The 23153-nt window shown below is 70.5% G+C and carries 12 protein-coding genes; 7 read left to right on the top strand and 5 right to left on the bottom strand.

Going from position 1 to position 23153, the window contains the following annotated elements; translation table 11 throughout:
• Positions 1 to 194: 194 nt before the first annotated feature.
• A complete protein-coding gene (locus tag ABZ862_RS11150; RefSeq protein ID WP_360955733.1) occupies positions 195 to 503 on the bottom strand; it encodes a hypothetical protein in 309 nt (102 codons plus the stop codon).
• 91 nt (positions 504 to 594) lie between these two features.
• Positions 595 to 6645, bottom strand: a complete 6051-nt coding sequence (locus ABZ862_RS11145) for a DNRLRE domain-containing protein (protein ID WP_360955731.1) — start codon at positions 6643 to 6645, stop codon at positions 595 to 597.
• 740 nt (positions 6646 to 7385) lie between these two features.
• Between ABZ862_RS11145 and malQ the strand changes: the two genes are divergently transcribed.
• Together malQ and ABZ862_RS11135 are read left to right on the top strand one after the other, a co-directional pair.
• A complete protein-coding gene (gene malQ / locus ABZ862_RS11140; protein ID WP_360955729.1) occupies positions 7386 to 9422 on the top strand; it encodes a 4-alpha-glucanotransferase in 2037 nt (678 codons plus the stop codon).
• 88 nt (positions 9423 to 9510) lie between these two features.
• Entirely contained in the window at positions 9511 to 9750 is a 240-nt protein-coding gene (locus ABZ862_RS11135) for a hypothetical protein (protein WP_360955727.1), read from the top strand.
• 154 nt (positions 9751 to 9904) lie between these two features.
• Here the strand turns inward: ABZ862_RS11135 and pepN are convergent, their stop codons facing one another.
• Together pepN and ABZ862_RS11125 are read right to left on the bottom strand one after the other, a co-directional pair.
• Positions 9905 to 12475, bottom strand: coding sequence for an aminopeptidase N (gene pepN / locus ABZ862_RS11130; protein ID WP_360955725.1), 2571 nt, complete (start codon positions 12473 to 12475; stop codon positions 9905 to 9907).
• Between the two features lie 154 nt (positions 12476 to 12629).
• A complete protein-coding gene (locus ABZ862_RS11125; RefSeq protein WP_360955723.1) occupies positions 12630 to 13646 on the bottom strand; it encodes an aspartate-semialdehyde dehydrogenase in 1017 nt (338 codons plus the stop codon).
• 392 nt (positions 13647 to 14038) lie between these two features.
• On the opposite strand from ABZ862_RS11125, the gene ABZ862_RS11120 reads away from it, so the two are divergent.
• Positions 14039 to 14518 carry a sigma-70 family RNA polymerase sigma factor gene (locus tag ABZ862_RS11120; protein ID WP_360956083.1) on the top strand — a complete coding sequence of 160 codons (480 nt, stop codon included), beginning with the start codon at positions 14039 to 14041 and terminating at the stop codon, positions 14516 to 14518.
• A 1-nt stretch (position 14519) separates the two neighbouring features.
• Positions 14520 to 15344, top strand: coding sequence for a hypothetical protein (locus ABZ862_RS11115; RefSeq protein WP_360955721.1), 825 nt, complete (start codon positions 14520 to 14522; stop codon positions 15342 to 15344).
• Between the two features lie 75 nt (positions 15345 to 15419).
• On the opposite strand, the gene ABZ862_RS11110 is transcribed toward ABZ862_RS11115, so the two are convergent.
• Entirely contained in the window at positions 15420 to 18758 is a 3339-nt protein-coding gene (locus ABZ862_RS11110) for a S8 family serine peptidase (RefSeq protein WP_360955719.1), read from the bottom strand.
• 249 nt (positions 18759 to 19007) lie between these two features.
• Between ABZ862_RS11110 and ABZ862_RS11105 the strand changes: the two genes are divergently transcribed.
• The 3 genes from ABZ862_RS11105 (at position 19008) to ABZ862_RS11095 (ending at position 22920) form a co-directional block, all read left to right on the top strand.
• Positions 19008 to 19520, top strand: coding sequence for an NUDIX hydrolase (locus ABZ862_RS11105; protein ID WP_360955717.1), 513 nt, complete (start codon positions 19008 to 19010; stop codon positions 19518 to 19520).
• 281 nt (positions 19521 to 19801) lie between these two features.
• Positions 19802 to 21565, top strand: a complete 1764-nt coding sequence (locus ABZ862_RS11100) for a TIGR03767 family metallophosphoesterase (RefSeq protein ID WP_360955715.1) — start codon at positions 19802 to 19804, stop codon at positions 21563 to 21565.
• A gap of 161 nt (positions 21566 to 21726) precedes the next feature.
• Positions 21727 to 22920 (top strand): glycosyltransferase, encoded by a 1194-nt coding sequence (locus tag ABZ862_RS11095; protein WP_360956081.1) that lies wholly within the window; start codon positions 21727 to 21729, stop codon positions 22918 to 22920.
• The last annotated feature ends 233 nt before the right edge of the window (positions 22921 to 23153 follow it).

The raw sequence follows: 23153 nt of genomic DNA, 5'->3' as shown, positions 1-23153 counted from the left end.
CTCTTCAGGTTGCTCCGTACTCGGAGCCAAGATCTTTTGCGGGACAGCCCTTAGGGAGCGGCATGAGACGGTGTGCGGGATTGTTGTGCTCGGTCCTGTTGTCGCTGATCACCCTGGCTGCGGCGGCCGGGTCCGCCGCAGCCAGAGAACGCGTTGGTCGCCCGACTAGCAGCGGAGAACGCGGTGCTGAACAGTCAGCCGGTCCGCTCATCTCCCGTCGCAAAGAATCGCTGTACATATTCTCCCGGGGGCAACTTACTCTCCCGCATGAGAGAGAAGACCTCGACCCCCTCCCCGGGCACCTCGCCGATACGGAACGCCTCTGCGAAGTTCACGTAATCGACTTCCCCGAGCACTTCGCAATACTCGTATGCCTCAGTCTCCGCGCGGTCGATCGCCTCGTCCAACGAATGAGCGGTCCAGAGAGTGACTCGCTCCTCGTATACGCCGAGGGAAAGATGCCGGAAAATGCATCGCACGCCATACCAGGAAAATTCAGTCATCGGATTTCCATTTCTTTTTACCTGTGCCAGTACACGGGGTGGGCGGCTCGTCGACCGCCCACCCCTCAAACGCTCTCGGCTCTGGGCTCTGCTACGCCAGAGCCCAGATAACGGCGGCCACGATGTCAACCTCCCAAAAAATGACGAGGGTGACGACGAGGGCGATGATGAAGACCCAGAGCCCCAGATCCTTCAGCACCACCCGCAGGCTGTCTGACTGTGAGCGGTTCTTCCGTGCGTTGCGGCTGCCCGCATACTTCTCGGCTTGTTCGAGCTTCTTCTTCGCCGACTTGAATGCCTTATGGTCGTACGGGCGCCCGTTCGCCTTGTTGTCGAGGGCTTCCTTCTCCTTGTGGCTCAGCGATGCGGGCTTCTTCGTTGCTCTTCCGTCCAGGTCCAGATGGTTGACCGGGTCGGCCGGATAGACGTAGGCGTCGTCGTTGCCGCCCAGGACCGGATCTACGGACAGGAATCGTCCCACGGTGGGGTCGTACAGCCGTTGTCCCATCAGAACGGCCCCGGTAGCTGAGTCCGCGGAACGCTGGGCGGTGCCGAGCCAGCCGTAGCGGGCAGCGGCGGTGTCACCTTCGGCGTTGCCGTACTCGTCGTAGGATTGGGCGACTGCCGAATGGGCGGTGTCCAGCGGTAGTTGTACAGTCACGTCGCCGTGGATGTCGCTCAACTGGAGTGTTGCTGAACCGGAGGCACCGGTGACTGCGTCCAGTTGGCCGTCGATGCCATGCACGTCCCGGGTGATCGTGCCGCTGGAGTCCTCGGCGGTCCAAGTTGGGCTGTCGTCGGCGGCGCCGTAGTGATTGGTCTTGGACGCGGTCTGGGCCCACGTGCCATTGGTGCTTGACTCGGTGGTCCAGGTTGCGAGGCGGCCGACCGCGTCCAGGGCCCAGGTCTGTCGGCTGGTATCGGAGGTCTGCTGGCGGACGAGGTCATTGGCGTAGTAAGCGATGGTGGCGCCGGAGGCCTCTGCCGTGGTGCGGCCGAAGGCGTCGTAGACCGTGCCGGAGGTAGTCAGCCGGTCGGCGCTGTCGTAGGAGTACGACATGGTGGTCGCGCCGGTCGAGGTACAGGCCGAGCCGATGTTACCGGTCGAGGTGGTCAACGCTGTGCGGTTGCCGTTGTCGTCGAACGTGTAGCCGCGGCGGGTGCAGGCTCCGCTCGGGTCGGTGTCGTCAGCCCGAATGAGGCGGCCAGCGGCGTCGTAGGTGTAGGCGCGGGACCGGGTCTGGCCGTTGCTGTCGATGTTTGTGACGACCTGGTCCTGCACTGAGCGGTCCACCATGTCGGAGGCGACGACCGTATTGTCGCTGTCCTTTGTGTAGACCCGGGATGTCTCGGCGCCGGTCTCGTCCTGGGTGACAGTCAGGGTGTAGCCGCCGGGCAGGGACTCGGTGGCGAGGTCACCGTCTGCGCCGTAGGCGGCGGCGAAGGTGCCGGCGACCGAGTCGGTGCGGGAGGTCTCCAGGCCGCGCGGGTCTTTGGTGGTGTCGTAGGTGTAGGTGGTGGTGGACGGGGCGGAATCGGTGGTCCTCACCGGCCGGCCGAGCGCGTCGTACTGTGTGCTGGCGGTGTTGCCCGCGCCGTCGTTGTAGGTGACCTCCCGTCCGAGCTGGTCGTAAGTGTGCACGACGGTCTGCCCGTTCGAGCTAACCGTGGCCACGTCACCGTTGCCGGTGTCGTATGTGGTGGTGGTGTCGGGTACGGCGGTACCGACTCCGCCACTGACGGCGGTGGTCTGGATGCGGCCCGCGCCGTCGTAGGTCTTGGTGGTGGTGCGGGTGACGGAATTGGCAGTCTCGGTGGTCTTGGCGGTGTTGCCCCAACGGTCGTATTCGGTGGTCTTGGAAGGTAGCTGAGCCGGGTTGGAGCCACCATCTGTGATGGCGTCGGCCGGGCCGGTGGAGCAGACCAGGTCGGCCCATTCAGGCTTGCCGTTGCAGGTACCGGTACCCGTGGCCGAGTAGTACGTCGTCACCGTGGCGCCTGCGTCCGAGCCGGACGATTTTGGCAGGGTGGTCTTGGTGACCCGGCCCTGCGAGTCGTACGACGTGGTTGTCTTCAGCGCCAGACCGGACGGATCGGTGGTTGTTGCAGTCGGCAGGCCCTTGACCCAGTCGTACTCGGTCTTCGTGGTGCGCACGTCGCCGTCGGAGGAGTACCCGTCCACGTAGGCGCCCGCCTGGCTGGTGGTGACCTGGTTGGTGATCGTGGCCGTGCCGTCGCTGGGGCGGCCTTCGTCGTAGGTGTTGGCGGTGTGCTGCCGCGCTGCCGCCTCGGTGCCAGCTGGGAGGTCGGTGCCGCCGGTGCCAGCGTTCAGCGTGGAGGTGAGGGTCACCTGGTGCAGGGGGCCGTACTCGTCGGTCTCGCGCAGGCCGTCGGAGGAGTAGACCGAGCGAGTGGAGAGTAGTTCGGCCCGGTCGGCGGCCGTCATCTGGTCGATGTTGAGGGAGACCTGCTCTGATAGCCCTGCGCCGCTGGTGGCCAATGCCAGTTCCCGGTTGGAAGCGGTCAGTTCGCGCACCGTGTTGCCGAAGCGGTCGTACTCGGTGGTGGTGATGTGCTCGCCCGGGGTAGCGGTGTTGATCTGGCGGCCGGAGGCGTCGGTGTAGGCGATCGTGGCCCGTTTGTAGTCGGAGGCGGTCAGGTCCGAGCCGGTGTTGGACGACGGTTCCGAGTCGGCGGGAAAGAGGGCGGTGGCGTCGGTCGGTATGTCGCTCTGGCCCCAGGCCGCGACGTCCGACGTACCCATGTTGTTGGGGGCTTTGCTGCCGGTCAGCGGAACATCGTAGACGACACTGGTGGTGGCGTAGGTGCCGTCGGTCTCGTTCTGAGTGCCTGCCTTCAGGTTGGGGCGGGAGGCGGACAGCAGCATGCCCGCGCCCGCGGTGGCCGCGTTGCCGGCCTTGCCGTACGTGAACGTCCAGGCCAGTTCACCGGGCGGGGTCAGGGTAGCAATCCGGCCTGCGCTGTCGTAGGCGTAGGAGGTCTTCAGCGCGGGGCTGGTACGGGGGTCCCACTGCTCGCGCAGACGGCCTGAGCCATCGTAGGCGTACTGCGCCACGGTCGTAGCGGTCGCTTCCGAGGCGCCCGGGTCGGTGGCCCACTCCTTGATCTGCTGTACCTGGCCGTTGTAGTCGCCGAGCGCAGAACCGGTGGCGGTGGTGGAGGCGGCGTAGACGAACTCCAGCAGGCGGCAGCCCCTGGTTGACGGTGTGGTCTCGCATGTGGACGCGGTGACCGCCGAGGTGGGGGCGATCACGTACTTGGGGCGTGCCAGGGTGCTGCTGCCGGAGATGACCTTCTCCGAGACCACCTTGGTGGTGGAGTTGTCGGTCGGCAGATAGGCACTGGAGACCTGCCAGGTCGTCGCCGCGGAGTCGACCTTGGCGAACGTGGTGGTGGTGCCTTCCTGGTCCTTCAGAGTGAACGAGCCGGTCAGGGAGCCGGTCAGGGTGAGGTCCTCCGAGCCCGGTTCGGGCTTCCAGCCGCCGGAGGAAGTGGCGGTGAAGCCGGTCTCGTCGCCGTTGACGTCCATCAGCGCCACGGAGGTGGAGGAGGTCTTGCGGACGTAGGCCCAGTCGGAGTCGGTTATCTCGGCTGTGGTGCCGGAGGTCCACTGCGGACCGAAGATCGCGACCTGGCCCTCGGCGTCCGCACCCGCCGTCGGGCGGCGCGAGGACGCGGTCCGCGACACCGACAGATCGAACCCGGACGCGTCGGTGGCGGACAGCGTGAAGTCGCCGGTCAGCGCGTTCACGCTGCCGGGGCCGATGCCCTCGCTGGGTGCAGTGCCCGCGTTGCGGTCCACCATGATGGTGTGGGGCTGGGAATAAGCGGTTGTGGTGCCGTCGGTGAAAACCGCCCGCATGTCGACGGGACTGTCCTCTGACAGGGACGAGGTCACGTTCCAGGTGAGGGCTGGGGGTGAGCCGCCCGTGACCGTGAGTGGCCAGGTGGAGACGGCTGAGCCGTCGGAGGACTTGGTGACGTCAACGGCGGGTACGTTGTGCCAGGTGTCGGTTTCACCTCGCCGGTACTGGTAGGTGACGCCGGTGTAGCTGGTTTTGCCGGTGGAGGTGAGGCTGACGCGGCGGGCGGCGCTGTCACCGTCGCCCGGGGTGAGCAGGCCAGCGCCGTCGCCGACACCGAAGGCGTAGGCCGTGACCGAGGCCGAGAGGTTGCTGCCGGAGTCGACGGTCTTGGCGTAGAGCTTGTGCCAGTCCTCGCCCGGCTTGATCGTGATCGTCAGAGGGTTGCCACCGCTGCCGTCGGTCGTGTCATATGCGCGTTGAGGGACGGAGGGGTCGTCGAGGCCCCAGTAGTAGCCCATGCCGTCGGTGGAGGACGTGTCCAGGGTGCAGGTGGCACCTGAGTCCGCCTTGGCCGTCCAGGTGTTCTCGCTGTACGGGGTGCAGGAGATGGCCGGTGCGGTGGGCAGGGCGGTGTTCAGCACGAACGTCGTGTACGAGGACCAGGACCCGTAGTCGGTGCCGTCGTAGCCACGCACCCGGAAACGCAGGTGCGAGCCCGCGGGGAACATGGAGGCGGACGGGATCGTCAGCTTCGCCGCCGACCCGGACGCCACCGCGGCGGAGGTGCCGGTGTAGGTGTACGTGGTGTCCGCGTACGCCGGGTCCGGGCTCACCTCGAACTGGCCCTTGACCGTGGAGCCGTCCGCGTCCGTCACCTTCGCCGACAGCGTCGGCGTCAGGGAGGTCACGTACAGCTTGCCGTTGTACGGGTTGGGGAAGTTCGGCGAGACCGCGGCCGAGGCGGTCGTGGCGTACGAGTTGTACGTCACGACCAGTTTCGGCGCGTAGCCGGAGGTGGTGTAGTTCGCCGAGCGGAAGCGCCGCCAGGTGGTGGAGTCCTTTTCGCTGGCGGCGCTGATCTGCAGACCGTAGTTGGTGGCGCCGTCGGCCCAGGACTGCACGATGTTCTGCAGGTTCCAGTTCGACCAGTTGGCCGGGCAGGAGGAGTCGTAGCCCCAGTGGCCGGTGTTGGTGGCCGTCCCGGTGTCGGTCGTGGTCGGCTGCGCGCCCCAGGTGATCGAGGTCGAGGACCAGGAGGAGGTGATCCGCTGCGCCTGGGTGGCCGCCCCGGTGGTGGCGCAGGTCGCCGAGTAGTAGTTGTACAGCGACATCGTCGCCGCGGTGATGTGTTTGCCGGTGAACGGCGACACGTCGAACTTCAGGTACGCGCGGGCCTTGTCCGTCCCGCCGTCGTACGTGCCCGACTTCAGCTCCTGGGACGACACCTGGGAGTCGGGGTAGTCCGGGTCCTGTACCCAGGTGTCGGTGGTGACCGCCAGGGTGGTGGTCGGGTCGACCGTCACCGGGTAGGTCGCGGTGGCCAGGAAGGTCTTGTCCGGGGTGAGGACGAGGCTCTGCGAGCCGTCGGACGCGGTCTCGATCTTCGTGTCGACGCTCTGCCGGTGCGCGGACTCGCCGGAGGCGGGGTCCTGGGAGGCGTCCCACATCATGGGAGCCGGGGCTTCGGCGACCAGGTCACCGCTGCTGTTCTTCAGCAGCAGGTGCCCTGAATCGGCCTGGGACAGTTTCAGGCCGTCGAGGTCGAGGGGGATGCGGTAGGAGACGGTGTCGTTCTCGGGCTGCAGGGCGAGGGAGATGTTCTCCGAGAAGCCCTGCGCCAGGGCGGTGACGGAGAGGGTCTGGCCGCTGCCCAGGTCGTAGGAGGCGGTGCTGTTCCTCACTGACGGGGCGGGCAGCTTGTCCTGCCAGCCCAGCCCGAAGGACTCGTTGCCTTTGACCACCGAAGCCAGCTTCGTGCCGCCGCCGTCGGAGACCGCGATGTCCGCCGCCGCGGCGGCGGGGGTGAGATCCGTACCGGTGTCGGACAGCGACGTGTCGATGTCCTTCCACACCCCGTCCTGCTTCACCCGCACCGGACCCGCGTACGCCTCGGTCTCCAGTTCACCGCTGGGCAGCGCGTATGTCGTCGAGTCCGCCGCCCGCGCCGACAGCACCTCGATCTTCCGGTCCTGCAGACGGGCCATCAGTAGCGCCGACGCCTCGTCCTTCGCCTCCGCGGGCCCCGAGGCATCCCCGGAACCGGAGGCCGAGGAGGAGTTGGGCGCTGCAGCCGCAGCGCCCGTGGCAAACGCCATCCCGGTGTCCTGCGCGACCAATGCAATCTCCACGGCCATCGCCAGCACCACAGCAACCGCCGTCCGACGCAGATGTCGGCCCCGCCCTATCCTCAACCCGCCAGATAAGACGCGTCTACGACTCATGATCAGCTTTCCTCCCGACGCTCCGCAGCACGGAGCCAATAGAAACGAACTGATCTTCACGGCGGACTCATAACCTCCCCAGGGCCGTTGTGCAGGGGCCTCCCGTCAAACTCAAATGATCTTCAATGAGGGGCAAAGGAGCCGCTCCGATTCCGCATCGCGTGTGCCCTCGGGTGAGGCTTTCATGTACTTTTAGTCTGATATCAAATCAAGGCCGTAACGCCTCGATGGGTCCCTCGAATGCCTTCAGAACTTTTCTAAAAAATAAAAGAAGAAGTGAATCAATTGGTAAATATTATTTAATGGGGCTTATGGGTGGTCGTGTGCTGTTCCGGTTGGCGGGCCACCCCTGTGCAATTGTCGAAACTGTGATAATTTAGGTTGTTTAGGTGTGTCGTTGTATCGGCGGGGTAGGGCTTCGGTGATCCGTCTCCGTACTCAAACGAGGGGGCCCCGTGGCCGCACAACTCGCGTCTTCGGTCCGTTCCAGGTATCCGGCCGCCGCATTCAGGGAGAAGCTGTCGCCCGCTGCCTGGCCTGCCGGGGCCGAGGTGCTGCTCACCAGGGGGCCATTGCTCGACGGCGCGTCCGACGCTCTCTCCCTGGGGTCCTAGATGACCGAACCTCCCGGCCGTGAGCTCTCCCGCCTCGCCGAGCTGTACGGCGTCGCCGCCTCCTACAGCCCCTCCCCGGGCCGGACCGTCGCCGCGTCCGCCGGTGCCGTGACCGCCGCGCTCGCCGCACTCGGTGTCGACGCCGCCGATCCCGGGGCCGCCCTCGCCGCCCGGGAGGCGGAGCTGGCCGCGCGGCTGCTGCCGCCCACCCTGGTGTGCCGGCAGGGCGGTACGCCCGAGGCGCTGGGGGCGCTGCCGCCCGGCACCGTGCTCCACGTCGAGACCGAGCAGGGCGAGAGCCGCGCCGGGACGGACGGGCTGCCGAGCGGGGTGCACCGGCTCACCGTCACCGCGCCCGACGGGCGGAGCGCGCGGGTCCATCTGGTCGTGGCCCCCTCCCGGCTGCCCACGCCGACCGATCGCTCCTGGGGCCTGCTCGTGCAGGTCTACTCCCTGCTCTCCCGGCGTTCCTGGGGCATGGGCGACCTCGGTGACCTCGCCGAGCTGGCCGGCTGGGCGGGACGTGCGCTCGGGGCCGGGTTCGTGCAGGTCAATCCGCTGCACGCCGCCGTACCCGGGCCGCCGACCGATCCGTCGCCCTACCGGCCGTCCTCCCGGCGCTTTCCCGACCCGGTGTATCTGCGCGTCGAGGACATCCCCGAGTACGCGTACGCGGAGGACCGGGAGCGGCTGCGGGAACTGCTGGCGGAGGGCGAGCGGCTGCGGGGCGAGGTGCTCGGCAAGGGCGCCCTCATCGACCGGGACGCCGTGTGGGAGGCGAAGCGGCAGGCACTGGAACTCGTCGCCGCCGTGCCGCTCGGGCCCGGGCGGCAGGCCGCCTACGACGCCTTCCTCGCCGAGCAGGGGCAGGCCCTGGAGGACCACGCCACCTGGTGCGCCCTCGCGGAGGTGCACGGTGCCGACTGGGAGCGGTGGCCCGAGGGGCTGCGGGACCCCCGGTCCGCCGAGACCGCCCGCGCCCGCGCCGGGCTCCGGGACCGCGTCGGCTTCCACTCCCGGCTCGCCTGGCTCACCGACACCCAGCTCACCGACGCCCAGCGCGCCGCCCGCGAGGCCGGGATGGCCGTCGGGATCGTCCACGATCTCGCCGTCGGGGTGCATCCGGGGGGCGCCGACGCCTGGGCCCAGCAGGACCACTTCGCCGCCGGGATGTCGGTGGGCGCCCCGCCCGACGCCTTCAACGCCCGCGGCCAGGACTGGGGGCTGCCGCCCTGGCGGCCCGACCGGCTCGCCGAGTCCGGCTACGAGCCGTACCGGCAGCTGCTGCGGGCCCTGTTCCGCTACGCCGGTGCGCTGCGCATCGATCACGTCATGGGGCTGTTCCGGCTGTGGTGGGTGCCGCAGGGCCGGCCGCCGACCGAGGGGACGTACGTCCGCTACGACGCCGAGGCCATGCTCGCCGTCCTCGCGCTGGAGGCGTCACGCGCCGGGGCCGTGGTGATCGGCGAGGACCTCGGCACCGTCGAGCCCGGGGTCCGCGAGAGCCTCCAGGAGCGGGGGGTGCTCGGCACCTCCGTGCTGTGGTTCGAGCGCGACTGGGAGGGGAACGGGCAGCCGCTGCCGCCGGAGGAGTGGCGGGCCGACTGCCTCGCCACCGTCACCACCCACGATCTGCCGCCCACCGCCGCCCGGTTCACCGGTGAGTACGTCGGGTTGCGCGACCGGCTCGGACTGCTCACCCGGCCGGTGGAGGAGGAGCAGGCCGGGGCCGCCGCCGACACGGGGGAGTGGCTGGCCCTGCTCACCCGGCTCGGACTGCTGGAAGACGGCTCCGAGGACGCCGCGGTGCGGGCCGTGCACCGGTTCCTGCTGCGGACCCCGGCCCGGATGGTGGGGGTGTGGCTCCCGGACGCCGTCGGGGACCGGCGGCCGCAGAACCTGCCGGGGACGTGGGACGAGTACCCGAACTGGCGGCTGCCGGTTGCCGCCGCGGACGGCAGGCCGGTGACCCTGGAGGAGATCGCCTCCTCGGCGCGGGCGCGGGCACTGTTCGACGTGCTGCGGGAGGGGACGTAGGCAGACGGGCGGGGGTGTGCGGGCGTGCGGGCGTGCGGTACGGGACCCCGGGCGCGCGGGGTGTTCCGGCGTTCGCTACTTTTGCACCGTGGACAAGAAGAACGCCCTGCGCGCCGGCGCCCTGGCTGCCGGTACGACGCTGATGATGCTGCTCATGTCGTCCCCCGCGCTCGCGCTCACGCGTGACGACGGTGACGACCCCGGTCATGGGCTCAGCGTCGTGCAGACGCTCGGGCTGTATGTCGTCACGCCCGTCGTGCTGTTCGTGGTGATCGCCGGGCTGGTGATTCTGGCGGACAAGTCCCGTAAGGGGACCGGTAAGGCCTAGCGGCCGCGGGTCGTCTGCCTCGGGTGTGGGGGCGGTGGGGGGTTTCGCCCCCGCCGCCCCTTCCCGTTCCCGTCCCGGGGGCTGCCGCCCCCGGACCCCCGCTGTCGGCCTGTCGGCCCCGGACGGGCCTCGTCCTCAAACGCCGGACAGGCTTTTATACCTGCGTGTCCGCCGCCTGGGCGCGCAGGGCGCGTTCGACTCCCGCGCGGGCTTCCGAGACCAGTCGGCGCAGGGCCGCGTTCGGTTCGGCCGAGGCCAGCCACTCGTCGGTCCTGCGGAGGGTGTCCTCGGTGGCCTGGATCGCCGGGTAGAGGCCCACCGCGATCTGCTGGGCGATCTCGTGGGACCGGGAGTCCCAGATGCCCTTCACCACCTCGAAGTACTTCTCCGTGTACGGCGCCAGCAGCTCGCGCTGGTCGGTCTGGACGAAGCCGACGATGACCGCCTCCTGGAGGGCGTTGGGCAGCTTGTCGGACTCGATGACCGAGGCCCAGGCCTCCGCCTTCGCCTCCGCCGTCGGGCGGGCCGCCCGTGCCGTCGCCGCGTGACGCTCACCGGCCGCCGTCCTGTCGCGCTCGTACTCGCCCGCGATCTCCGTCTCGTCGAAGCGGCCGACCGCCGCGAGGCGCTGCACGAACGCCCAGCGCAGCTCCGTGTCCACCACCAGGCCGTCCACGGTGTGCGTGCCGTCCAGCAGGCCCTCCAGGAGGTCCAGCTGCTCGGGCGTGCGGGCCGTCGCCGTGAAGGCGCGCGCCCAGGCCAGCTGGTGGTCGCTGCCCGGCTCGGCGGCACGCAGATGGGCCAGCGTGGCGTCGGTCCAGCGGGTCAGCAGCGCCTCGCGTGAGGTCGGGGCCGCGTACAGGTCGACCGCCAGCTTCACCTGGCGCTGCAGCGACTGGACGACCCCGATGTCGGTCTCCTTGGCGATGCCGGACAGCACCAGGGAGAGGTAGTCGCGGGTCGGGAGTTCCGCGTCGCGGGTCATGTCCCAGGCCGAGGCCCAGCACAGCGCCCGGGGCAGGGACGACTCGAAGTCGCCGAGGTGCGCGGTGACCGTGCGCAGCGACTCCTCGTCCAGACGGACCTTCGCGTACGACAGGTCGTCGTCGTTGAGGAGGATCACCGCGGGGCGGGGCCTGCCGGCCAGCGCCGGTACGGGGGTCAGCTCGCCGTCGACGTCCAGTTCGATCCGGTCGCCGCGCACCAGCTTGCCGGTCGCCGCGTCGAGGTCGTACAGGCCGATCGCGATGCGGTGCGGACGGAGCGTCGGCTCGCCCTTGGCACCGGCGGGCAGCGCCGGGGCCTCCTGGCGGACGGCGAAGGAGGTGAGGGTGCCGTCGGCGCCGGTCTCGATCTCGGGGCGCAGGACGTTGATGCCCGCCGTCTCCAGCCATGTGCCCGACCAGGTCTTCAGATCGCGGCCGGAGGTCTCCTCCAGGGCGCCGAGCAGGTCCGACAGACGGGTGTTGCCGTAGGCGTGGCGCTTGAAGTACGCCTGCACACCCTGGAAGAACTCGTCCGTGCCGACGTAGGCGACCAGCTGCTTGAGCACGCTGGCACCCTTGGCGTACGTGATGCCGTCGAAGTTGACGAGGACGTCGTCCAGGTCGCGGATCTCGGCCATGATCGGGTGCGTGGAGGGCAGCTGGTCCTGCCGGTACGCCCAGGTCTTCATCGAGTTGGCGAACGTGGTCCACGAGTGCGGCCAGCGCGAGCCGGGGGCGTACGCCTGGCAGGCGATCGAGGTGTACGTGGCGAACGACTCGTTCAGCCACAGGTCGTTCCACCACTCCATGGTGACCAGGTCGCCGAACCACATGTGGGCCAGCTCGTGCAGGATCGTCTCCGCGCGCACCTCGTACGCCGCGTCGGTCACCTTGGACCGGAAGACGTACTGGTCGCGGATGGTCACCGCGCCCGCGTTCTCCATCGCGCCCGCGTTGAACTCCGGTACGAACAGCTGGTCGTACTTCGCGAAGGGGTAGGCGTAGTCGAACTTCTCCTGGAACCAGTCGAAGCCCTGCCGGGTGACCTCGAAGATCGCGTCCGAGTCGAGGTACTGGGCGAGCGAGGGACGGCAGTAGATGCCGAGCGGCACGCTCTGCCCGTCCTTCTCGTACACGCTGTGCACCGAGTGGTACGGCCCGACGATCAGCGCCGTGATGTACGACGAGATGCGCGGCGTCGGCTCGAACGCCCAGACGTCGTCGACGGGTTCGGGCGTCGGGGAGTTGGAGACGACCGTCCAGCCGCTCGGCGCCTTCACGGTGAACCGGAACGTCGCCTTCAGATCGGGCTGTTCGAAGGAAGCGAAGACCCGGCGGGCATCCGGCACCTCGAACTGCGTGTAGAGATAAGCCTGTTCGTCGACCGGGTCGACGAAACGGTGCAGGCCCTCACCGGTGTTGGTGTAGGCGCAGTCCGCGACGACCCGCAGGATGTTGGGGCCCGCCGGCAGACCGGGGAGCGTGATCCGGGAGTCCTGGAAGACCTCGGCCGGGTCCAGCGGGTCACCGTTGAGGACGACCTCATGGACCGTGGGGGCCACCAGGTCGATGAACGACTCGACGTCTCCCTCGGCGACGTCGAAGCGCACCGTGGTGACGGACCGGTAGGTGCCGCCCTCCTGCGCGCCGGAGAGGTCGAGATCGATCTCGTACGAGTCAACGGTGAGCAGCTTCGCCCGCTGCTGAGCCTCTTCGCGGGTCAGGTTTGTGCCAGGCACGCGGTCATCTCCTCGTCATGGGTGGATCCGGACATCCTTCCACGCCGTGTCCCGTTCACCCGATAGGGCGGACCTGCGGGCGCGGTGGCGTCGGGGACGCGTGAGGGGCGCCCGGTCCCGGCCGGGCGCCCCTCATCCGTACCGCCGTGTCCGGCTACCTGCCCAGCTCCTCCGCCACCAGCTCCGCGATCTGGACCGCGTTCAGGGCCGCGCCCTTGCGGAGGTTGTCGTTGGAGATGAACAGCGCCAGGCCGTGCTCGGCCGTCTCGTCCTCACGGATGCGCCCGACGTACGAGGGGTCCTGTCCCGCCGCCTGGAGAGGCGTCGGGATGTCGGTGAGGACGACGCCCGGGGCGTCGGAGAGGAGCTCGGTGGCGCGGGCCGCGCTGATCGGGCGGGTGAAGCGGGCGTTCACCTGGAGGGAGTGGCCGGAGAACACCGGGACGCGCACACAGGTGCCGGACACCTTGAGGTCCGGGATCTCGAGGATCTTGCGGGACTCGTTGCGGAGCTTCTGCTCCTCGTCGGTCTCGTTCAGGCCGTCGTCGACGAGCGAGCCCGCCAGCGGGACCACGTTGAAGGCGATCGGCCGCTTGTAGACCTGCGGCTCCGGGTAGTCCACCGCCCCGCCGTCGTGCGTCAGCCTGTCCGCGTCGGCGACGACCTTCTGCGCCTGCCCGTGCAGCTCCGCCACGCCCGCCAGGCCCGAGCCCGACACCGCCTGGTAGGTGGCGACGACCAGCGCCTCCAGGCCCGCCTCCAGGTGCAGCGGCTTCAGCACCGGCATCGCGGCCATCGTGGTGCAGTTCGGGTTGGCGATGATGCCCTTGGGGCGGTCCGCCACCGCGTGCGGGTTCACCTCGGAGACCACCAGCGGCACCTCCGGGTCCTTGCGCCACGCCGAGGAGTTGTCGATCACGACGGCACCCTGCGAGGCGACCTTTTCGGCCAGCGCCTTCGACGTCGCGCCGCCCGCCGAGAACAGCACGATGTCCAGGCCGGTGTAGTCCGCGGTCGCCGCGTCCTCCACCGTCACCCCGTCGACCACCTTGCCGGCCGAGCGCGCCGAGGCGAACAGCCGCAGCTCGTCCATCGGGAAGTCCCGTTCCACGAGGATCCTGCGCATGACCGTGCCGACCTGACCGGTGGCTCCGACGATTCCGACCCTCACGGCGACTCCCTTTTCCGACTTTCTTCACGCTTTACGTGCCTGTTGCCTGGCCGAGGCCTTTCCATCATGCGACCCACCCCGGCCCGGCTGTCCAATCCTTTGCCCTCCCTGCCCGAAGGGTGGGACGGGCCGTGACCCCGGGCGCCCCGGCCCCGCCGCGCACCCCGTGCCCGGCGGTGTGACGTACGCCTCCGTCCGCCGCCGCGCGCCCGCGAACGTTTCCGGCTCCTGCCGCGTCGTAGAGGAAACGCGGGAGGGGGTGGCTCGTGCTGCGCGGAAGAAGCGGAAGACGTGAAAGAAGCGGAAGCATCCGGCGCGGGCGGTCTGCGGGCGGGGCCGGCGGCGCCGGGCCGGACGGCGGTCGCGACACGGACGGCGGCGGCGCCGATCCGCTGGACGCCGACCAGGAACGCCGGGTGCGGGCGGTGCTCGCCCTCGGCGGGGTGCCGCAGGCGGACCTGCCGGACGGGGTGCAGCAGGTCCGCCTGCGGCTGCTGGAACGGGCCGCGGGCGGGGAGGACGCGCCGCGGGACGTGTCGGCGTGGGCGGCGGTCGTCGCCTCCCGGCTCGCCATGGACTGGCACCGGGCCAGGAGCCGCCAGGAGCGGCTGGCCGAACGGCTCGCCGCGCAGCGCCGCCCCGACCACCACCCTTCCGGCGAGGACAGCCGGGTGCTCTCCCTGACCGTCGCCCAAGGACTCGACGAGCTGCCCGACGCCCAGCGTCAGGTCCTCGTCCTGCGCTTCTACGCCGACCTGTCCGTGCGGTCCATCGCCGACGAGCTCGGCGTCCCGGAGGGCACCGTCAAGAGCCGGCTGCACACGGCGGTACGGGCCCTGCGCGCCCGGCTGCACGAGGACGAGGTGGTGTGACATGACCGCCCCACACGAGCGTCACGACCCCGACCACGGAGCTCCGTCCGCCGATCCGCTGATGGCCGCGGTCGCCGGGGAGCCCCTCACCGGCGCCCAGCGGGCCGACGCCGGATTCATGGCCCGGTACGACGAGGCCGCCGCCGATGTCGCCGTGCTGCGGGAGCAGCTCGGGCTGATCGCCGGTGCCCTGACCGGTTCCGCGCCGGCCGGTTCCACGTCGGCCGGTTCCGTGCCGGCCGGGGAGCCCGCTCAGCCGTCCGGCCTGCGGTACGTACGGCCCCGGCGGCGCCGTTCCTTCACCGCCGCCCTCGCCCTCGGCGCGCTCGCCGTGGCCGCCGTCGTCGCCGTGCTGTCCGGCATGGCGTGGCTGCTGACCCAGGCGGGCGGCAGCAGCGGCAGCACCGCCGCCGCCGGTGACAGCAAGGCCGCTGACAGCGCCGCCGGCGCCGAGGCGGGCGGCCGTGGTGCCGGTGCCGACGGTTCGCCCCCGTACCTGGCCTGCGCCCGCCTCGTCGTCGAGGGCGACGTCACCGCCGTACGGCCGGAGGGCGGCGCGAGCGGCCGGTACCGGGTGACGTTGCACGTCACGCGGGCCTACCAGCCGGCCGAGGTGCCGGACCGGGTCACCGTCGTCACCGACGCCTCCGCCGAGCCCCGGCCCCGGACCGGTCTGCACGTCCTCGTCGGGGTCACCGGGACGTCCGCCACCGCCGTCCCGGATCTCTGGATCACCGGGGAGCGGCGGATCGCCGACCGGCGTGCCCTGCTCGAGGCCGAGGCCGAGGCCACCGCCACGCCGGCGCCGGATCCGGGCTGTTCCTGACCGGCACACCGCGGGGAAAAGGGGCGGGCGCCCGTCACGGACGCCCGCCCCCTGCCTGCCGTCACCCGCGAACCGCTACGGCGTGACCTTCCCGATCTTCACGCTGCCCGTGCCCGCGACCGTGCCGCGCGCGTCGGTCAGCTGCACCCGTCCGAAGAACTCCCGTCCCTCGGGTGCCGCCGCGGCCGCCGTGACCTGGCCGGACACGGTGGCCGAGTCACCGGTGCCCAGCTTCACCGCGGCGGAGCCGTCGACGGTGACCGTGCCGAGCGCGGCGGAGAAGAACACGTCCCGGTAGTCGTACTCCGTCGTGCCGGCCGGCACCGAGTAGCCGTCGACCACGATGGTGTACGTACCGGCGGCGGGCTTGGTCAGGGACACCGACTCCTCGGAGTCGCCGTCGGCGGACTGGCCGACGACCGTGCCCGCCGCGTTCTTGACGGTGAGGTCGAGGTCGGCGGACGGGTCGGAGACGTTGCCGATGGCGACGTCCAGCGACTCGGCGCCCTCGGGGACGACGACCGTCGTGGTCTGCGACTCGCCCTCCTGGATGCCCGGCCGCGCCGACTTCGACGAGCCGAGCGGGCCGCCGACGAGCTTGCCGTCGAGGGCGGCGTACTTGTTCGTCACCTTCCAGGAGGCGGTGGCCGGTACGCCGGCCTTCGCCTCCGGCACGGTCACGGTCTCCGGGTCGAAGACCGCGCCGAGGACGGTGACGTCCAGCTTGTACGGGTTGTCGAGCAGCGGCGACGTACGGCGCGACTCGACCTCGATCTCCCAGACCCCGGCCGGCGGGTCGGCGTAGGACCGCACGTCCGGCTTGCAGCCGTTGCCGTCGAGGTAGTTGTTGTAGCAGTACGGCGTGCTGGTGTTGTCCAGCGGGACGCCGTACGGGTGGATCGTGATGAACCGGGTCTGGCTCTTGTCCTTGAGCCCGCCGATGGCGACCTCCAGGGACTTGGCGCCCTCCGGCACGGTCACGAAGTACGACGTGGTGCTGTTGCGCTGCACCGAACCCGACGCGGAGAACGTGTACGTGGCGGGTGTCGACACCACGACCGTGGCGAGGATCTGCTGGTCGACCCCTTCCGTGCGCGGGTCGTCGACCTCCAGGATCGCGCTCTTGAGGCCCGCGGAGCGCGGTGCCGCCCGGACCTTGACGGTGACCGGCTGGTTCAGCGGCAGCCTCACCGTGTCGTCGCCGACGATCCGGAAGGTGCCCTCGGCGTTGTTCTCGAAGTGCAGCTCGTGCCGCAGCGCCTTGTCCGGGCCGGAGGTCCGGGTGATCGTGACGTCGTAGGTCTTCCGCTGCCCGGCCTTGAGGCCGCCCTCGCGGTCGTAGAGGCCGGTGCCGTAGCCCGGGGTCTCCAGCGCGTAGTCGATCGCGGTGTCGACCGGGGCCTTGACGGTGTAGTCGTGGGCGGTGGCGCCGTCACGGACGGCGTCCCAGGCGGCCACGATGTCGATGAGGCCGGCGCCCTCCTCGTAGGCCTGGACGCCCTTGATGTGGTCGGCCGTGGAGGTGAGGGCGGTGCGCAGGTCCGCCGGGCTGAGGGCGATGCCCTTCTGCTTCGCCGCGCTCAGCAGCAGCGCGCTCGCGCCCGCGGCCTGCGGGGAGGCCATCGAGGTGCCCTGGAGCATCGAGTAGCCCGCCGGCAGGGAGTAGCCCGCCTCGGTCACCGGGGAGCCGGGCAGCCAGGTCTGGGTGCTGTTGATCGAGGCGCCGGGTGCGGTGAGCGTCGGCGTGAAGCCGCCGTCCTCACGCGGGCCGCGCGAGCTGAACGGCATCATCGCGTACGGCTTGGTCACCGCCGAGCCGTAGTTCGCCGCCCAGGTCTCCTTGGAGATGGCCGCGCCGACCGAGATCACCTTGTCGGCGAGCCCGGGGTCGCCGATGGTGTTCGCGCCGGGTCCGGAGTTGCCCGCGGAGATCACCAGCTGGACGCCGTAGGTGTCGATGAGACGCGTGTAGAGCTCGGCGCGGGCGTTGTTGCCGTCGTTGAGCGCGGGGAGGCCGCCGATGGACATGTTGACGATGTCCACGCCGCGGTTCACGACGAGGTCGATCATGCCCTCGGTGAGCGCGACGTTGGTGCAGCCGCCGCTCCAGGTGCAGGCCCGCGAGGAGACGATCTTCGCGCCGGGCGCCGCGCCGTTCATCTTCCCGCCGAACAGCCCGTTGGCGGCGGTGATGCCGGCGACGTGGGTGCCGTGCTCGGACTCGATGACGCCGATGTTGACGAAGTCGGCGGTCTTGCCGACCCAGGACCCGCCGTAGGGGTCCATCGGGACGTCCTTGCGGATCTGCACGACGAACGGCTGCCGCTCGGCCACGTCGGTGGTCGGGTCGTCGGTGCCGAAGTAACCGACCTGGTAACCGTCCTTGTACGGCTTCATCGGCGTGTCGTCGGAGAAGTCGCCGTTGTCGTTCAGGTCGACGGTGACCTTGCCGGCCGCCGCGTCGTACAGCACGCCCCAGGAGTCGGTGGTGTCGCCGTCGCGGTTGGCGTCGCCCGCCGCGTCACCGCCCGCGGTGTACGACTCCTTGAACGTGCTGATCCGGTACGAACCCGCGGGCGCGGTCCAGGTCCTGCCGCCGTAGGTGAACGTGGGCCCGGACACCGACGTCACCATCGGGCGCCAGGTCTGGTCGCTGTCGGCGATCGGGTCGGTCGAGGTGACCCAGTCGGTGATCTTCCGCTCGCCGGTGGTGGTCCTCTGGAGCGCCGGGTGACCGAGGTCGACGCCGGAGTCGAGGATGCCGATGGTGATACCGCGGCCGTCCGCCTTGGGGTGCTGCTTCACGAAGTCGACGGCACCCGTCTCGAAGGACGGGTTGTACGGGTTCTCGGCGGGGGTGTTCTTGTCCGGCCCGCTGTAAGTCTTGCCGGTGGAGGCCGACTTGCCGCTTCCACCGCTGCCGCTGGTGCTCGGCGACGGGTCGTCCAGCTGGATCTCCTGCCGCAGGTCGATCGCGTGCACGGAGGACAGCTTCGCGGCGGCCGCGATGGCGGCGTCGGCCCGGCCGGTGGGGACGGTGGCGCGGACGTAGCCGAGCTTGTCGTAGGTCTGGCCCACCGAGCCGCCCTTGACGGCGTCCAGCTGGCCGGCGACCTGCTCGGTGGCACCCGGCGCGGTCGCGATCATCATCGTGACGTTCTTGTCGCCGGCGGCCTTGGCCTCGGCGAGCAGGTCCGCGTCGTCGGAACCGAGCTTCTTGGCGGCCGACTTGACGTCGGTGTCGCCGGAGGAGGCGGTGTTGCCGGCGGAGGCGGCGGGCGAGTCGGCGGACCAGGCCACGGGCACCGGCCCGGCGGCCGAGAGCGCGGCCACCACGCCCACGGCCACGGCGATACGGACCACGCGTCTGGCACCTGGTATGGACTCGGGTTCACGCTGGGGGGTGAAGGTCATCGGCATCCCTTGCAGATAAAGGAACGGGCGTGTCCGGCGGCTGTTCGGCAACCGAAAGCCGGACGATCGCACAGCTTTACCCAACGCAAGGATTTTTGGGAGGCGTTGACCGAATCGATATCGACCGATGGGGAAAACCCCCGATGCCCCGTAAGGAGATACGTCCTCGTTTGTGGGGTCTTCTGCCGACTTCCGGCGCGTTACCGTCCGAGGGTGCGACTCGCTCCGGGGGTGCGACACACTCGGGGTGTGCGACAGACCCTGAGAGTGGCGGCCTACGCCGTCTGCGTCCGTGACGACCGTGTCCTGCTGGCCCGCTGGATCCGCCACGAGGACGGCGCGCCCGAATGGACCCTGCCCGGCGGCGGGATGGACCACGGCGAGCATCCCCACGACACCGTCGTCCGCGAGGTCGAGGAGGAGACCGGCTACGAGGTCGAGGTCACCGGCCTGCTCGGCGTGGACTCGGTACGCGGCCGCCATCCCCGGCGCGGCCTCCGCCCCGCGCGCGACCACCACGCCGTACGCCTCGTCTACGAGGCCCGGGTCACCGGCGGCGAACTGCGCTACGAGGTGGGCGGATCCACCGACATGGCGGCCTGGCACGACCTCGCCGCCGTCCCGGACCTGACCCGCGTCCCGCTCGTCGACGCCGGCCTGCTGCTGTGGCTGGAACGCCCGCCGGCCGGCCGCCTCCAGGTGACCGACGGTGAACACCCCGACGCCGCCGGCCCCGGCGACGGGCGCCCCGGCGGCGCCTGAGCGTTCGCCGTCGGGACGCCCGTCACGTTCGCGGACCGCCCCCCGACAAGCCCCGGTACCCCGGAAGATGAACACGGAGCGACCGCCTCCGGGCCGCCCGGCGAGCGGTCGCGGACACATCAGGTGGGCGGAGATCCACGTACGGCGATCGGCGTCACACGTTGCCGCCTCGTTCACGCGCAGGCCATCCCCGGTGCCAAGCATCCACAGTGAGCGGGATGTTCGCGACAGCGACCGCCCGCGACCACAGCCGACGCGTTCGCACTCGGGGAGACCGCGCCATGTCGCGCATACGCTCAGTCGCCGCCTCCGCCACGGGGGTCCACCGCCGTACCGTTCTCGCCGCCACCGCGGCGGCCACCGTCTCCGCGGGCACCGGCTACGCCCTGCGGCCCACCGACAGCGAGGCCGCCGCCCGCACCGACGCCGCGGCCCGCGCCGTCACCGCCGCCGGCCGCCCGGCCGAGGCCGCCCCGCTCGCCCCGTACACCAAGGGCACCACCCTCGCGGGCGTCGCCGCCCCGCGCACCTCCACCGGCTACCGGCGCCTCGGCGACGGCCCCGGCTGGGCGCGCGTCGTACGCTCCGAGCTGGCCGCCCCCAAGTCCGGCCGGGCGGCCCGCCGTACCGCCCTCGCCGCGTTCGTGCAGTTCACCGACATGCACGTGGCGGACACCCAGCACCCGCTGCGCTACGAGTTCCTGCGCGCCAACGACGTGCACTCCTGGCGCCCGCACGAGGCCCTGAACGTGCAGGGCGCGATCTCCCTCGTGGAGCGCGTCAACGCGCTGCGCGGCGCCCCGGTGACCGGCTCGGCGCTGCACTTCGTGATGACCACCGGCGACAACACGGACAACAACGCGAAGTCCGAGCTCGAATGGTTCATGAAGATCATGAGCGGCGGCCGCTTCACCCCCAACACCGGTGACCCCACCCACTACGAGGGCGTCCTCGACAGCGGCCTGAAGCTGTACTGGCAGCCCGACTCGGCCGTCCGTGACGCCGACAAGCAGCTCGGCTTCCCCCAGATGCACGGCTTCCTCGCCGCCGCCATCCGCGAGGTCCGCAGCCCCGGCCTCAACCTGCCCTGGTACTCCACCGTCGGCAACCACGACGCGCTCCCGGGCGGCTGCTTCGGCTACCGCGGCGACCCCTACCTCACCGAACTCGCCGTCGGCGGGCGGAAACTGATGAGCGTGTCCCCGGCCGAGGCCGCCAAGCTGCAGAAGCAGGTCAAGAACGCCTCCTCCCCGAAGGGCGTCGCCTACCGGGACCTGCTCAAGGCCCACGCCCGCGACATGCGCCCCGTCACGCCCGACGAGACACGCGCCGCCTACAGCCCCGCCGAGTACCTGAAGGCCCACCTCGACCCGGCCCACCGAGGTCTCGGCCCCGTCGGCCACGGCTACTCCGACGCGAACCTCGCCGCGGGCACCCAGTACTACGCCTTCCGGGTCTCCGACGACGTCATCGGCATCAGCCTCGACACCACGGACGCCGGCGGCCACTACGAGGGCTCCCTCGGCACCGCCCAGCTCACCTGGCTGGAACGGACCCTGAAGGAGAACAAGGACTCCTACGCGATCGTCTTCACCCACCACACCAGCAAGACCATGACCAACACCCAGCCCGACCCCGCCCGCCCCACCGAACGCCGGCACGGCGGCGCGGAACTCGTGGCGACGCTCGCCAGGCACTCCAACGTGCTCGCCTGGGTGAACGGCCACACCCACCGCAACATCATCACCCCGCACCCGTCGTCCGGCGGCGGCTCCTTCTGGGAAATCTGCACCGCCTCACATGTCGACTATCCGCAACTCGCCCGTATCATCGAACTGGTGGACAACAAGGACGGCACGCTGTCCGTGTTCACCACCCTCATCGAGTCCGCCGCACCGCACCGGACGGACTTCGCGGACCTCTCCCAGACCGGCCTCGCGGCCCTCTACCGCGAGATCGGCTTCAACGCCCCCGGATCCAAGCAGAAGACCTTCCTGGGCGCCGCGGCCGACCGGAACACGGAGCTGGTGCTCAAGAAACGGTAAAGCCCGCAGAGGGCAGCAGGGTGTTACCGAGCGGACCCGGACATGAGACACCACGTTCATCCGCGTGAAATGTCCGTGCCGCCTCATAACGGCTAACCCGCTGTTCACGGGGATGGTTCTAGGTCAGGTGCAAGGCGGGTGGTCGTGTGCGCGGGCTGCACGTGCTGTCGGTCTACGAAGGCTTCTTCTCCGGAGGAGCCAGGATCGTTCACAGCGATGTCGTCATGGGACTCCAGGAGGGCGGACGCCACCGGCAGCAGGTGCTGAGCCTGCATGCCGAGGTGCACCGGGAGGCGACCCGGCAGCGGATGGAGGACGACGCCTGCTACCGGGCGCTGACCGCCGCCGGGGTCCCGGTCACCGCCCTGGGCCGCAGCTTCGGCGCGGGCGATCCCGGCCACCGCCTCCCGTTCACCGGGCGGGAACTGGCCGGCACCGCCCGCGCCATGGCCGGCGCCGACGTCGTGCTGTCGCTCAAGGAACAGCCGCTCGCCCTGCTCAACCAGCGCGGCCTGCCGCGCCGGCCCGTCATCGTGTGCCTGCACCGCTCCGACCCCGAGCACCAGGGCAGCGCCCTCGACGACCTCAGGACCGCCATCGCCGACGGCACCGTCGTCGCCTGCGTCTGCTGCGCCGAGTCGACCCGCGAGGCCTACCGCGCCGCCGGCGTCCCCGGTGACCTGCTCCACGTCATCCCCAACGGGGTCGACCTGCTGCGCTTCCGGCCCGACGCCGCCCGGCGCGCCGCCCTGCGCGACACCCTCGGCATCCCGCACACCGCGCCCGTCGTCGTCTTCGCCGCCCGCTACGACGGCATGAAGAACGTGCCGCTGTTCCTGCGCGCCGCCCGCGCCTGGCTGGCCCACGAGGGCGAGGGGCACGTCCTGATGTGCGGTGCCGGCATGACCGCGTCCAACCCCGGCCTCCTCGCCGACATCAGCGCGGCGTTCGGCGCGGACCTCAGCCGGCTCGCGCCCCGCCTCCACCCACTGGGGGTGCGGCGCGACATGGAGAACCTCTACGCCGCCTCCGACGTCGTCGCGCTCACCTCCGCGTGGGGCGAGGCGGCCCCGCTGTGCCTCATCGAGGGCATGATGTGCGGCGCGGTGCCCGTCGCCACGGACGTCGGCGACACCGCGGCGATCGTCTCCGGGCACGGCATCCTCACCCCGCCGGACCCCGACTCCATCGCCCTCGCCTGGACCGGCGCCCTCGCCGGACGCGCCGACTTCGGCCCCGCCCTGCTGCGCAGCCGCGAGCGCTTCAGCCGTACGCGGATGATCGCGGCGTACGCCGACCTGATCGACCGCGTCCACGCCGAGGCCACGCTTCCCCCGCTGACGGAACCGCTGTGACGACGCGAGCCACCGGCACGGCGCCCCCCTCCGACCCACCGGAAACCCTCCCGGTCCACCCGCGACCGGGGCAGCGGGAAACCGTGCCGGTCCACCCGCCAACGGGGCCGCCGGAGACCCGGTGGGATGCCCGGCCCCCGCTCCCGGGCATCCCGTGACCCCTCGGGGACGTCACCGGGGCGGTGGAACTTCCCGGCGCGCCGGAGGCCCTGCCGGTGCGCCCGCGACCGGGG

This window comes from Streptomyces sp. NPDC047000, assembly GCF_040644295.1.
Classification (GTDB): Bacteria; Actinomycetota; Actinomycetes; order Streptomycetales; family Streptomycetaceae; genus Streptomyces.
This window is presented reverse-complemented; position numbering and strand designations above follow the sequence as displayed.

Coding starts and splice junctions, on each gene's coding strand:
- ABZ862_RS11150 (WP_360955733.1), bottom strand. CDS start 503: ATGACTGAATTTTCCTGGTATGGCGTGCGATGCATTTTCCGGCATCTT.
- ABZ862_RS11145 (WP_360955731.1), bottom strand. CDS start 6,645: ATGGCGTTTGCCACGGGCGCTGCGGCTGCAGCGCCCAACTCCTCCTCG.
- malQ (WP_360955729.1), top strand. CDS start 7,386: ATGACCGAACCTCCCGGCCGTGAGCTCTCCCGCCTCGCCGAGCTGTAC.
- ABZ862_RS11115 (WP_360955721.1), top strand. CDS start 14,520: ATGACCGCCCCACACGAGCGTCACGACCCCGACCACGGAGCTCCGTCC.
- ABZ862_RS11110 (WP_360955719.1), bottom strand. CDS start 18,758: ATGACCTTCACCCCCCAGCGTGAACCCGAGTCCATACCAGGTGCCAGA.
- ABZ862_RS11100 (WP_360955715.1), top strand. CDS start 19,802: ATGTCGCGCATACGCTCAGTCGCCGCCTCCGCCACGGGGGTCCACCGC.